Source organism: Spirochaetota bacterium (assembly GCA_017999915.1).
Classification (GTDB): Bacteria; Spirochaetota; UBA4802; order UBA4802; family UBA5550; genus RBG-16-49-21.
This window is the reverse complement of record JAGNKX010000003.1, coordinates 100,420-114,237: the sequence shown is the minus strand read 5'-3', so window position 1 is coordinate 114,237 and position 13,818 is coordinate 100,420. Positions and strand designations below refer to the sequence as shown.

Annotated in this window: 10 protein-coding genes; 1 reads left to right on the top strand and 9 read right to left on the bottom strand. The window is 54.9% G+C overall.

Going from position 1 to position 13,818, the window contains the following annotated elements:
* Window positions 1-641: 641 nt before the first annotated feature.
* Genes KA369_06185 through amrB form a run of 3 tightly spaced genes read right to left on the bottom strand, consistent with a single transcriptional unit; the run spans window position 642 to window position 5,538 of the window.
* On the bottom strand, window positions 642-2,858 hold the full coding sequence (locus KA369_06185; protein ID MBP7735546.1) for a hypothetical protein: 2,217 nt from the start codon (window positions 2,856-2,858) through the stop codon (window positions 642-644).
* Window positions 2,849-3,997 (bottom strand): AmmeMemoRadiSam system radical SAM enzyme, encoded by a 1,149-nt coding sequence (gene amrS / locus KA369_06180; GenBank protein MBP7735545.1) that lies wholly within the window; start codon window positions 3,995-3,997, stop codon window positions 2,849-2,851. The genes KA369_06185 and amrS overlap by 10 nt, the downstream gene beginning before the upstream one ends.
* Window positions 3,994-5,538 (bottom strand): AmmeMemoRadiSam system protein B, encoded by a 1,545-nt coding sequence (gene amrB / locus KA369_06175; protein MBP7735544.1) that lies wholly within the window; start codon window positions 5,536-5,538, stop codon window positions 3,994-3,996. Before amrB ends, amrS begins: the two co-directional genes overlap by 4 nt.
* A gap of 440 nt (window positions 5,539-5,978) precedes the next feature.
* On the opposite strand from amrB, the gene KA369_06170 reads away from it, so the two are divergent.
* Window positions 5,979-6,311: a hypothetical protein gene (locus tag KA369_06170; GenBank protein MBP7735543.1), complete on the top strand. Its 333-nt coding sequence runs from the start codon at window positions 5,979-5,981 to the stop codon at window positions 6,309-6,311.
* A gap of 16 nt (window positions 6,312-6,327) precedes the next feature.
* On the opposite strand, the gene KA369_06165 is transcribed toward KA369_06170, so the two are convergent.
* The 6 genes from KA369_06165 to KA369_06140 form a co-directional block, all read right to left on the bottom strand.
* On the bottom strand, window positions 6,328-7,797 hold the full coding sequence (locus KA369_06165) for an MATE family efflux transporter (GenBank protein ID MBP7735542.1): 1,470 nt from the start codon (window positions 7,795-7,797) through the stop codon (window positions 6,328-6,330).
* Between the two features lie 69 nt (window positions 7,798-7,866).
* Entirely contained in the window at window positions 7,867-9,807 is a 1,941-nt protein-coding gene (locus KA369_06160) for a hypothetical protein (protein ID MBP7735541.1), read from the bottom strand.
* Window positions 9,808-9,922: 115 nt separating this feature from the next.
* Entirely contained in the window at window positions 9,923-10,975 is a 1,053-nt protein-coding gene (locus tag KA369_06155) for an OmpA family protein (GenBank protein ID MBP7735540.1), read from the bottom strand.
* Window positions 10,976-10,986: 11 nt separating this feature from the next.
* Window positions 10,987-11,652 carry a hypothetical protein gene (locus KA369_06150; protein ID MBP7735539.1) on the bottom strand — a complete coding sequence of 222 codons (666 nt, stop codon included), beginning with the start codon at window positions 11,650-11,652 and terminating at the stop codon, window positions 10,987-10,989.
* A gap of 371 nt (window positions 11,653-12,023) precedes the next feature.
* Entirely contained in the window at window positions 12,024-13,253 is a 1,230-nt protein-coding gene (locus tag KA369_06145) for an MFS transporter (protein ID MBP7735538.1), read from the bottom strand.
* Between the two features lie 83 nt (window positions 13,254-13,336).
* Window positions 13,337-13,762, bottom strand: a complete 426-nt coding sequence (locus tag KA369_06140; protein MBP7735537.1) for a zf-TFIIB domain-containing protein — start codon at window positions 13,760-13,762, stop codon at window positions 13,337-13,339.
* Window positions 13,763-13,818: the final 56 nt, after the last annotated feature.

Here is a 13,818-nt window from a genome sequence, read left to right as displayed (position 1 = left end):
TATAATTAACTATAAAATATTTTACTGAACAAATTATATTCTCACCCTTCCTGCCGCACCAACCTGTCCATGGATGCTACAGCAAACGATCATTTGCGGAAAGTTGGATATAACTCTTATAAAAATATAATTAATATCTTTTGCTTAAATTGTAAAAATTTTAATTCAGGAATCCCCCCGAAGGACTCACTTTAAATCCCACTCCGTGCGGTCTATCCAGTCAAGCTAATTTCACATAACAGGTATATTCTTCCCTCTTCCACACAACCTGCTTCACATTTATGTATCAGACCCTTTTTTATCATTAGCCACATAGAGTCGCCGTGCAGGAGGCACGGCGTCGCGAGGATGCCGCAGGTGTTCCCAACACGGATGTTGCAATGCCGGCTTCGCCACGGATGGCGAAAAGAAGCCGGCGCCCTTCCGGAGCGAAAGGGGGAAAACTCATATAGTCAACGCCTTAAAGCGAAAAAACAACACAAACAGTGAAAATCAGATAATACTAGAAACCACAACAAGCATCAAAAGTTAGCCCGTCGCGGCGATTGAGCGAGTGGGGGAAAGAGAAGCGCGAGGAGGCCATAGCCCCGGGTTTAAACCCGGGGCTATGGCCTCCTCGCACAACCCCACCCGGGTCCCGGTTAAAGCCTTGCCCTGGTCCGGGGCATTACAAATGATAAGATAATCGCAGGCACGGCAATCACCATGACCAGAATCAGCGTCCCCCGGATACCGGCCATGGGGAGAAACACCATGACCGTGAGGAGCGACCCGGCGATGGCGCCAAAATGATCCATCGAGTCCAGCACGGACGCCGTGGCCAGGGGCGACCCCGGCCCAGCTGTTCTGAACAGCGCCGGAAAGACCGCGCCGCAAATAAATGAAAAGAGCGTGAGAAGGAACCAGAAAAGCGGGTCAGCCCATATCCACGTTGAGGCAAGGATCATGGCCGCCGCAACGGCGATCCCTGGCAGCAGCAGGCGGAGCCCGAGGCCGCTCCTCCGGGTGGAGGAGAAGCTCCCGGCCGTGAGGCCCGCCATGAACACCGTGTTTATCAGGGATATGCGGAAATAGACCATGCCATGGGCATTCTGGTAGAGCACGATCATGATGAGCATCAGGGACATGCTGATAAGGCCGGTGGAATAGATCACGAATCCCTCGGTGAGGCGCTCCATTCCGTGGCGCCGCTTCACGTCCATGAGAGCGATGGCGCTGAGTATTATCATGAAGACCAGGAGGACCGGCCCTGCCCCGATCAGGCCGCGCATGACCGACCCTTCCCTGAAGGCGGAGAGAATGATGTTCTTCCAGTATGCCCCGGGCTGCAGGTCCCTGTTTTCATCGATGGTTTTCAGAAGGGGCGCCATGACCCTCCCGAAATAATCGAGCTGGGACTTCTCGAAATAGGCCCGGAACTCCTCAGGGGAAAAATTCCCGGTGATCTCCTCCTCGTAGGGCCCGCCGGCGAGAGGCAGCTTCTTCCCGTACCGGCCGATGAGTGCCTCGCCACCATCGGGCAGGACCCCCTTCCCCGCGGCGCCTATAAGATAGATTGTCTCGCCGGACGTCCGGAGATGATCGGGGAATTCAGCCGCGAAGGCCCGGTACATGGAAGCTATGTAGTTCCGCGTGTCAGGGGCCATGTAATTGCTGAACCCGTGAAGGGCCGTTATGAAAATGCCGTTTGTCGCCAGGCGCTTTTTGCAGAGGCCGTAGAACTCCCTGGTGTAGAAGCGATTCACCATGATGTTCTCCGGCGCCGGCGGGAGGTTGATGATCATGTCAAAGCGCTCCGGCGTACCGGTCAGGTAATGGCGCAGGTCCCGGCGCACCACCGAGAGAACGCTGCCGTTCCCGGGCGGATAGAGTTTTTTCAGAAAGGGGCGAACAGCGTCCCAGAGCTCAGGGTCGTGCTCTACATACCGGAGCCTGCCGATGCCGGTGTTGAGCAGGTTGTGGAGGAGCGATCCCGGCCCCGATCCCATGAGTAGGACATTCCCACGGCCTTCCCGCAGGGCATTGACCAGGTGAAAGAGCCCCCGGGACTCGTACCGGTCCGGCAGGGTATAGAGGAGGATGCCGTCCCCGTACACGCTCACCGTTTCGGCCGCCCTTTCAACAGCCACGGTCTGGTACCTGGTCCGCTGGTAATGGACAAGCTTTCCAGTATGGGTCCTGTTCCATACCTCCGTGAAGATTCCCTTTTCTATCGTGCTTGAAAATACCATTATGGCCAGGGGCACCAGGACCAGGGGTATAAGCTTCTTCTCCTTTATCAGCCAGAGCGCCGCTGCCGATGATATTGACAGCAAGCCCATGGCTATGGCCAGGGGATTGGCGATGGTGATCAAAATAAAAGAAAAGACCATGGCCCCGGCAAAGGAGCCGAGGGACTCCGCGTAAAACATGGTCCCACCGGAAACCTCCTTCATCTCGACGGAGGCCAATGAGACCAGGGGCGGAAAGAAAAATCCGACGAAAAAGCTCACCGGCGCCGTGAAAAGGAGGGCCAGGACCAGCTCCGCTGAAAATGAGTAGAAGGTTCCCACGGTGCGGGGCAGCAGGATGGCGAGGCCATGGGCGCCGTAGACTGAAAGCGCCAGCGCCAGGGGAAGCATGACCAGTGAGAGGAGCACGCGCCGCCACAGAGCCGGGCCCTCTCCCGCGGGATTGAAGCGGGCCCCCAGGTAAATACCGAGGAACCAGGAGGAGAATATCATGCCGATGATGAGCTCGTTGCCGCGGCAGAGAACCAGGAGCTCGCGGATAAGGATAACCTGGGCCATGGCGGCGGCCAGGCCCATCAAAAAGGCTATGGCCATGGCGGCGCGCCGCCCCGCCGGGATCACGCCCAAACCCCCGGTATCCTCGTCTTGCAGAAAGGGCAGGCCCCTCCCCTGACCTTGTTCTCCACGTGGAAGAAGCCGCTCCTCTGGATGATCATCTTGCCGCAGTGGTGGCAGTAGGTGTTCTCCCATTTATGGCCGTTGACGTTTCCCACATAGGGATAGCGGATCCCCTCTTCCTTCGCGATGGCGCGGCACATCTCCAGTGTGGACACCGGCGTGGGGGGCAGGTTCTGGATCCTGTACATGGCGCGGAACCTGGTGAAGTGCATGGGCACGTCCTGCGAGAGGTTCTTCCGCACCCACGCCGACATCCGCCTTATCTCGGCCGCCGAATCGTTCAGGGTGGGGATGACAAGCACGACTATCTCGATCCACTTTCCCGTCGAATGAACGGCGACCAGGTTGTCCAGCACCGGCTTGAGCCTGCCGCCGCAGATGGTTCCATAGAAGTTCTCCGAGAACGCCTTGAGGTCGATCTTTATTGCGTCAAGGCCCCGGGCGAGCATCTTACCCGCCTCGGGCATGATGTATCCGTTGGAGATGATGACCGATTTGAGGCCGCTGCTCCGGGCCGCCGCAGAAGCGTCAAGGATATACTCGAACTGAACCGTGGGCTCGTTGTAGGTAAAAGCCACCACCTGTGACCCGGCTGTGCGCGCCCGTTGCGAAAGGTCCTCCGGCGTTATCCGCACCGCGTCCAGGTCTTCCGGGTTCGACTGGGAGATCTGCCAGTTCTGGCAGAACCGGCAGGAGATGTTGCACCCGGCGGTGGCCACGGAACAGGCCGTGGATCCGGGCAGGAAATGAAAGAAGGGCTTCTTCTCTATGGGGTCAATGTGGGCAGCCGCTATGCGGGAATAGACCAGTGTGTAGAGGCTCCCCTTGATATTCTTCCTCACGCGGCAGATTCCCCTTTCGCCGTCGTCGAGGCGGCAGCCGTTGGGACAGAGGCGGCACTGCACCGCTCCGTCCTCGGCCCTGGTCCACATCTTCGCGGGCTTGATATAATAATCCCCGGCTGACTGGCAGTAGGTGTCAGAGCAGCCTTCGAGGCCCATGGCGCCCAAGGCAAGGAGACACATCCCCCGGCCGGAGCGCCCCAGGAACTCGCGCCGCCCCATCAGCCCACGCGCCGCTTTTTTCATTGCTTCTCCTCGCCGAAAACGACGGCCTGGAACCGAGATATCTTCGTCTCCTTGTCCTTCCACGCATTGGAGGGAAGCCCCGCCTTCTGGCATGTTCCATCCAGGAAGGCCCTGCGGTCCCATCCCTGCTCCACCGGCACCTGGGGCAGAAGGAGCCCTCGGTAGAACCCCCGCTCTATGATGAGGCCGTCCCTTCCCACCTTGATCTCATCCACTGACTTCACCCGCACAGGCTCGGTGAGCACCGATATTTCGATAGTTATCGCCGGGAGCTCATCCTCCGTGACCGGCCCGAATCTCGGGTCCTCGAAGGCGGCGTTGTAGGAATTATCCAGTACCGCCAGGATAAGGGGCTTGATCCCGGTCAGGTAGCCGATGCATCCCCGCAGCCGGCCATGCTTCTTCAGGGTGACGAAGACGCCTCGCTTTTCAAGCAGGGCCGGAGGGGCGTCCGTGGGGAAGATCTGTATGCCCCTTCTCTTTTTGAGCCACGAAGCGATGTTGTCCCGGGCGGCCCTGAGGAGGAATTGCCGGTCCTTGTCGGAAAGAAGGGCCTCCTCCCTGTCGCCGAACCGGGACGCCTCGAGGCGTCCGGACAAAAGGATGGATGCGTAGCTCACGGAATTGGCGTAATCGCCGGTGACGCGTCCCGAAGTGTCATAGGCGATCTTCTCCGCCCTGAAGCCGCCAATGGGCAGGGCCAGGGCTATGCGAATGGGGTTCCTGCCGCAGATGGTGGCCCCGGTCTTTTCGCAGTAGCCGGTAAAACCGGCGATATCCTTCTTTATAATAAGGTCTATGGCTCCGTCATCCAGGCCCTTGATCCTGGCAGAGGTGCTCTGACCCCCGGCATTCTTAAAGGGCTCGTAACCGAAATTGGGTCCATAATGGGTGAAATCGGTACTGATGATAAAAAAGGGGTCAGAGCGTGCCGTTGCCTCGGCAAGCCTGGCCGCGGCCTTTTTCGCGTCAGCGTCATCGAGGTCGCCCACCAGCACGGGAAGGACCTGGACGTCCTTTCTCAGCCTGTTGCCGAATATCCTTTGCAGATAGGGAAGATGGATCTCTATGGAATGTTCCCGCTCGAAGGCGGTGGTGTTTTTCCTGAACAGGCCGTCTCCGGCAAGGATTTCGGCCGCCTCGCGGTTCAATTTTACCTTGCCCAGGGGCGTTTCATAATACTCCGCTTCCAGCAAGGAGCAGCCCCTGAAGGCGCTGTAGTGGGACGGACCCAGGATGACTATGAGCCTTGACGCAATGGCAGGCTTCCCCGCGGCGCCGATTATGCGATAACCCTGTGCAGCTGTCTTGCCAGAATACACATACCCGGCGTGGGGCATGATAAGCGCAAGGGGCTCCCTGTCAATTCTGCGGGGCTGCGCCCCCGCCAGGAGGGTATCGATCTGCTCCTTCAGCTGCCCCGCGTCGGACGGATACCATGACCCGGCCAGGTTCGATGTTTTCACCTTTGCTTCCGAATCAACCAAGCCGCACGACAAAAGGAACATCATGATGAATAGTACAGGCCTGCGCTTGTTCATAGGTTTCACCTTATAACAGGATCAACTGTTCATGGAGGGATTTTGCCCCTATCGCATACTAAATACCTTTTATACCCATAATAATAAAAAAACAATCATTAATCCAGTTCTATTGCAATTGATCAATATACGGTAACTTTTTTTAATAATAATTTTCTCTATATCAACATCACAAGGGCCTTCACTTCCCGTTCCATTGGAAAACAAAATAAAGGCATGGGATAAATTTTGTTTTTCCAGGCTCCCTTGTTCTATAGCAAAAAATGGGATATATTATTTAAGACGATTTTGTTGCCGCCACCTCTTAAAATATATATCTTATGATTTATGATTAATTTGTTGACGATATTCGACAAGAGAACAACAATAACAGTCAGACTTGCAGCGAAACTCAAGTTTTGCAATAAGTCTATTATTGATTCCGTGGAGGATAATCTTTAATGTCACTGTTCCAATCTCAGAAACAGAAGATGGAAATGAAGCTGTCTGCAGAACTTTCTTTTAAAATTATGCAGGTCGGCCAGCTCGTTTTCGAGCTGAAAACGGACTATATCCAATATTTCGATGAAGATACCCGCATGAAACTCCTCCAGGTGAACGAAATCATCGATGAACTGGCGCAGCAAATGACCGGCAGCACGGCTGAACGGATGTACCTGTGGCGTGTCGAGAAGGAAGAGAAGAGACGCTTGGCCCAACAAGAAGCCGATTTAGATAAAAAAAACGGAGCCCCTCCGAAAACCGACCCGGTCACGCCCGGCGAAGAAAAGTGATTCAATTGATTTAATCTCATACCTCTATCTTGCCCGCCAGTCCCTCCGGCATTGAAGGCGGCAGGGTCACGGGAACTTCCTCTATAACCCGCATTGTCTTCCATCGCCCTCCCATGAAGCGGCACATAAATGTAATGCCGAGAAGCAAAACATATGCCGTTAGAATTGTCCATCCGGTGTAAATACCGAGATTAAAAATAAACAGGGCCGCGCCGGTGGGAACGACCAATCCGCACAGGGAGAGAATAATTATGGCTTTCATAACGAAATGAGTATCCCCCGCGCCCTTGATGGCCGACGCAAATATGATATTCATGGCGTCAAATATGCAATAGAGAGCCACAAAACGAAGCAGCACCTTTGCCAGGTCCGCGGTTGCCTTGAATTTTTCCGGATCGGTGCCGGCGGCGTAAAAACAGATAAAAAGGTCCGGGGCAAACACGTACAGGAGGGCAATGGTCCCCATGTAGGCGACCGCCATATGCAGACCGGAATAGACGCTGTATTCCGCGTGGCCCGGATTATTCATCCCCAGGTACTGGCCCACCAGTACCGACACCGTGATACCGAGACCGATCATGGGCATGAAGGCGATAGTATTCACATTGAAGGCTATATTGGTGGCCGCAAGGCTGTCCGTCCCGAGCCGGCCGATGATCAAAACAAACAGCGTAATCCCCGTCATATCGAGAAAAAACTGCACCCCGTTGGGCAGGCCGAACCGCAAAAGGCGTTTAAGAAGGAGCCGGTCCGGCCGCCATCCGCCAACCGTGTTGAATAATGTATTATACGATGGTCGAAACATGATAATCGCGTATATAATTAAAGATATGCAGGACGATAGCGCCGTGGCCACGGCGGCGCCCTCGATTCCCATCCGGGGAAAGCCGAAATTTCCGAATATCAGCAGGTAATCCATGATGATGTTCTCCGCGGTGGCCGCGAAATTGGCGATCATGATGATCCATGTCTTGCCGATGCCGGAAAAAAAACCGGACATCGCCGATGAGGCGATCAGGGGCACAGCCCCGAAGCAGAGAATCCGGAAATACACCGTTTCATATTCTCGCACTTCGTCCGCGTGCCCCACCAGGGCGAATATATCGTCCGCGATGGGATAGAAGAGCATGAATATGACGCCTGAAATGATGGAAATATACAGCGCCTGCCAGAGCACCTTACCCATCATTTTATTCTGTTCCGAACCGTAATACTGGGCCACGAAGGTGCTTACATAGCTCACCGTCCCCATGAACAGGCTTACCAGGGTAAAATTCAGCATCCCCGCTGGCATTGACGCGGCCATGGCCTCTGTGGAATACCAGTTGAGAAACATCCGGTCTATGAAGTTCTGAAGGGCCCATGAGCCGGTGGTAAAAATGAGCGGTATGGCGATCACCAGGATATCCCTGTATCCTCCTTCATTTCCAACACGGCGGAGGAAGCTCTTCCACAGGCTGCCTAATGCTTTCGGTATTAACTGCATAATTATTACAGGCGGTCGTTTGACAATAGATGCGAGGGACAGTATACGGCGATTTTAGGCAAGAACATTTTATGCAGGCGCGTCTTCTATTTTTTTCAAAAGTGCCTTTCTCTCGTCAAGGTCGGAGGCCAGGCGCTCGCTCATGCATTCATAGGCCGCCTGGTAGGCAAAAGCGTTCATGCGCACGAAGATGCCGTCGAAGAGGGAATCCTCCATTACACGTTTACCCGTCAATTCCTTGGACAGGGCGGTGCCGTTCTTCACTTCCATGATCATGCAGTCGTGGAACGGGATCGGCCTTCCCCGCTCGCCGGCGTCATCCGCGATACGGTTCTTGAGGGGGTCCCGGGCCGGCTCGACGCCGGCCAGGCTGCTCCTGCCGGCGGCCCACCGGCGGTGCTGGTCAAACACCGTCTGCAGCTCCCTGCCGATCAGGTAAAAGCAATCGCCGATGGAGCGGATGAAGCGGCCGGTTTCCGCCTGCTTGCCGGTCTGGCTTTTCATTACCTGCCTGGCCTCTTCCCTGGTCAGGGCCAGGGTGGGATTATTGGTCCTGAAAAAATGCATCTGGTCGAGGATTTTGTTGAAAAGCGCCAGGTGCTTCTGAAAATAATCGAATGAAAAAAGCGATCCCTCTAATTCCACCCTGCCCATGTCACGGAAGGCTATGGTGGTGCCTTCAAGGAGCGGCAGGTACAGGTTCTTGAAATACTGGACCAGCGCGTCAAGGAAGCCGATGAAATTATCATTGTACATCGTCTTCGGATCATGATGCTTTTTATCGATGTACCGCCACTGGTCCTCCACGGCCTTGATGAGAATGTTCCGTCCGCCGTCGTCGTGCCGAAGCAGCCTGGCCAGGGTTTCAAAGGGCTCGGCGACTTTCCGCAGTGAATCCTTCTTTTTTTTCTGCAGGGATTCAGGGTCCTTCCCGACGGTGACCAGGTAATCCTCGCTGTAGTCCCAGGCCACGACATTCACGAAGGGCGCTTCGATCCTGTAATAAGCGACGATCTCCTCCTGGCTGACAGGCCTCTGGAACGCCAGCGCCTCCTCCATCGCGAGTACCAGCTCCGTGAAACCGCCGAAGCCGAATTCCTCTTTCAGCCGCCTCGACAAAAGGGAATCCTGTTTCGCGTTGATCGGCAAGAACGACCTGAAAAGCATCATGTATTCAAACACCTGCTTTTCTTTTTCGAGGTTCCGCTTCTCCTTTTCCCGCCGGGACGCGTCCGGTTCGCCGTCGATCAGGTCATCCTTGCGGAGATCGTCCTGCGCCCGCAGACGCGTCTCCACATCGGTTATTATCCGCTCCCGCAGATCGCCATCCAGCCTCAGGAACGAAAAAAACCAGGAAACCCATGATTTCAGCTCCCGCTCGAACTGGGGGCGCTCCATCCATTTTATGACATCATACTTCAGGTTTATCAGGGGCGTTTCGACTAGCCATTTCCGCACGAGGCGGAGGTGGTTAAACACCAGGGGATCCGACACGCTCGGATCCTTGATGATTTCCATGGTGAGTACGACGAGCCTGCCCGTTATGCCGCTCTGGACCCCCGCCAGGTAATTCATGACCTTCAGCAGCTGCTTTGTCGGGACAAGACGCCTGCGAAAACCGATGCCGATGCGGTTGTTGCGATGGACCAGGATGCGCTTCTTAAAAAGCCTGGATTCGCCGTACTTGCGGTAGAGATGATCAACATAGTATGACGTTTCAGTCGGCGCGAACAGCTCCGGAACCGACTTGCTTTCCACGGCCTTTGACGGCGATCCCTTTTTCTTTTTGGCCGGCTCGGGCTTGACCGCCTCATCCTGGTAAAGGACCGATTTCTTGTCGGGACAGGACTGGACCAGCTCGATAATGGCCTGGTATTTTTCCCGCGGCTTCAGCTGCCTGTTATTCATGAGGGTGCGCACCACATCCTGCTTGTTCTGCGGGATGTCCTTGGTGGTAAGCAGGGAGCGGGCGCGGCGCTCGATTTTCTTTATTTCTTCCTGATTGCCCATGCCTTGACCTGAGCGGGGTAGTGAGCCGGTCTGCGTCACGCAGGCCCGGAGGGGCTTCTTCAGCCGGCTCCGGGTTAACTATACCGGCATCCGCTCCACAGTCAAGAAAAAAGCGTCATTTGCCGGAAAGGCGGGGTACCACGACAATGTCGACCCTGCGGTTGAGGGCGCGGTTTGCCGGCGTATCGTTGGGTACGATGGGATTGAATTCCCCGTATCCGGCCGCGCTGAAGCGGGAAACATTCAGCCGCTTTTCCCTGAGGATGTAGTTCAGGACCGACAGGGCGCGCTCGGTTGACAGCTGCCAGTTGTCCCTGAACCTGCTGGTGCTTATCGGGACGTTATCCGTATGTCCCTCGATCACGATCTTGTACTCGGGAAAATCGTTCAGTATGGCGGATATCTTTCCCAGGGCGGGCATGACCTCTTTCTTGAGATCGGCCTTCCCCGAATCAAAGGATATCTTGTCGTCGATATTGATGATGAGCTTATCGTGAAAACGCTTGAGCTTGATATCGCCCTTCTTGATTTCATCGGCCAGCTGCTTTTCCAGCTCCTTCGCCTGATCCTCCATGCGCGACAGCTCTTCTTTCTGCTTTTGCGTGAGCTTCTGCAGGTTCGAAAGCTCGTTGTTAAGATTGGCTATCTCCTTTTTCAGGTCCGCTATCTTTTTCTCGTAGTCGCTCCTCAGGTCCGACAGCTCCTTGAGGTGTTTCTGCCGCTCCTTAACGAGATCGTCGCGGAGCTTCGCGAGGTCGTCTTCGCAGCGTTTCTGGAGTTTTTGGTTCTCCTCGACAAGCTGCTTTTCCCGGTCGCCGCCCTTTTTCTTCAGGAGATCGGTCATCTTCTCCATTTCCTTGATCCTGTTGGCGGCGCCATTTCTCTCGTCTTCCATCTGTTTTCGCAGGTTCTCCAGCTCCTTGTTCAGACCGGCGATCCTGCTGTTCAGGTCGCTTATGGTCGATTCAAGGTTCGCCTTGTCATTGCCGTATTGCCTCTTGAGCGAATCAAGCTCGAGCTGCAGCGCCACATTCTCATTATACAGCTTGTTATACTGCGAAGCCGTATACAGGATGGCGCCCTGTACGCCTGACGGCGCCGCCAGCCAGAGCAGGGCTGCCGCCGCCAGGGCCGCGATGATCCGAACATTAATATGCCGTGTCTTCATGGTGCAGGTCCTTACTGTTTCAGTTTATCTTCAGCGATTTTCAGCTTCAGCGCGGCCTCGTCCCTGGTATTCCGTTTTTCCACCAGGGCTTCCCGCTGCTTCTCCAGGTAGAGGCGGTACTTGTCGTCATACTTGTCGGGCGACGGCTGATCCTTCTTGTCGGCGGCATTTGCCGCCTGGTGCTTCACCAGGTATTCCCGCGCAATCCTCGCCTTTTCATAGTTCAGCTCCGCCACCATGACGGACAACTCCGTTTCTCCCACCTCTTTCTGGGCCCGGGCCAGTCCGGACGAGGCGGTCGCGCTCTCAACTTTCAATTCTTGAGCCTTGATTTCGCCGTCCTTTGCGGTTATCTGCTTGTTGTTGTCTTCAGTTTTAGCCGCGTCGTTTTCCATCTGGTACTGCTTTTTCTTTTCATCCAGCAGGCTCCTCTCATCTTTCAGGATACCCAGCCTTCCCTTTTCAACGTTCACTTTCTGATCGGCGGCCTGGCTCTTGTCCTTCAGCGCCTTCACCTCGTGGTTCTTGGCGATGATACCGTTCTCCAGCTTTTCAAGTATCTTTCCCTGCTCCGGGGTCTTTTCCACAAGGTAATTGACCGGCACCGGGTCGGGCATGGTGACGCATCCGGCCAGCGACAATAGAAGCGCTGCTGTCAGTGTAACGAATGATCTCATAGTAATACTCCCTCACTGTTTATTCGTGATGCGCGAAAATATCACGCATTAATTCTGTATGTAACCTGCCATTAATGTTAGACAGCTTTTTTGCGGGAAAAGTCATATTAATTCTAAAAATATCGTTATTCTATTAGTCTGATGATATATGCATCCTTAAGTTACATGGATTAAACTACAAGTCAAGAATAATATAAAGAGAATTATAGCGAAACTGCGTCTCGCGCTCGCAGGGAAGCCCCTGCGGGGGGCTTGTAAGGCCGGCTTTATTGAAACATCCTGTTTCATGCCGGCAGGCGAACATCCTGTTCGCTCGGGCTTCGCCCTTTAACCCCGGAAAGAAGAATCAGATTTGCAACAAGCTTCATCTCTCAGTCCTCTGTTACCTGCGCCGGCGGGACCTCTTTCTCCCCGGCCTGCCGTGAGACGTCTATCCTGACGCGGGACGCGGCAAATAAATTCACCAGCGCGATGACTGCCCCGATCAAAAACACATACTGATATCCCAGCGCGTCCCAGATCACCCCGCCCACCAGGGCTATCGAGATTGAAAATATATGATCGATGCTCACTCCCATGGTCAGGGTCTGGGGGACGTCCTCGGGTCTCACCGCTATCTTCTTTAAATATGTCGCCCGGGCCATACCAACCGACATAAGCAACTGGTCCGCCACGAAGCATGCAAAGGCGATGAAGAGGGCCGGGGTCTCGCCGAGCAGGTCTTTCGAAAATCCGTATCCGGCGCACACGAAGACCAGGAGGACGGCCTCGCCCATGAGGATGCGCCGCTCGCCGAGGCGGTCTATGGCCTTGCCCAGGAGGGGGTTGAAAAAAATGCCGGCAACGCCGCCGACGGTGAGAAGCGTGGCGACCATCTCCGTTTTCTGGTTGAATACCTTGATCAGCACCCAGGGAGCGAAGGTGAGGAATATCTGCTTCCGCGTGCCGAAGAGTATATTGAGCCAGTAAAAGAGTTGATATTCCCTTCTCAGGGTGAATTTCGTCTTTGCCGGGTGGGACACTCCGGGCTTCATGAGGAAGAGCAGTGCCGATGCGCAGAAAAACCCGGCCGAAGCGATGATAAACGAAATGAAGAAATTAAAATGCAGGTGTTTGAACCCGATAAAAATGAGGAAACTCCCCGCGATAGCGGCGATATTCATGGCCCCCGTCAGCTGCCCCAGCCGCTTACCCGTGTTCCCCTCCCTGGCAAATTCCATGCCCAGGCTCTGGTTGAGGGGAAGAAAAATATGCTGCCCCATGCTGTAAACCAGGAGCCATACCAGCATGATGGAATAGGTGGGGGCCATCAGTCCGATCAGGGCGATCCCGAGCGCGGCGAGCACGTTGGCGAAGGCGGCAAGGCGCCGTGTGCTCATGAAAAAGAACATGGCGGAAAAAAACACCACCAGGAAGCCGGGTAGCTCCCGTGGCAGCTCGAGCATGCCGCGCTGGTTATTGGTGATGCGGAATACTTCGTTCAGGTAGTTGTTGAATACCGAGTTGATGGCGCTCTGGGAGAACCCGATCAGGGCGATCGCCATTATGAACAGCATGAAATCCCTTGGCAGCCCGGTTATTCTCCGGTACAGGTTCCCCATCGGCAATCGTCCCCCTGGTGATCACGATTGCCGATATCACCGGGAAAAGGATCATTTCGTCAAGGAATTTTCGGCGCACCCGGTCAATGAAAGATCGTATAGGCTATCCGGCTGATCTTCGCCAGCAGGTCATAGGCGGTCACGTCTTTCACCTGGCTGCTCCCCTCCTCCACCTGCCTGATATACTTGTGCATGTTGGCCAGCTCGTTTTTATCAAGCCAGTAGGAGCCGCAGGTCGGGCACCGGTCGATGACAATATCGGAATACTCGAGGAAATGGATCTTCAGCATTACCGAATCGGGGCACTGGCGGCACTTGATGATGGGACGCCTGTCATCATCCGGCAGGGTGTTGAACGAGCAGAGCTCGACATCCCCACCGCTCTCCTGCAGGAGATTGTTGAGCTGGTGCTTGTGGAGCCATATGCCGTCACAGTGTCTGCAGACGAGAATTTCCTCGCCTTCCTCCTTCTCCTGTACCATGGTCTTTTTACAACGGGGACATATCATAGGAGCCTCCCTTCGCATTGTTAATATAATGGAAAAAACATAACAACGTCAAGCCG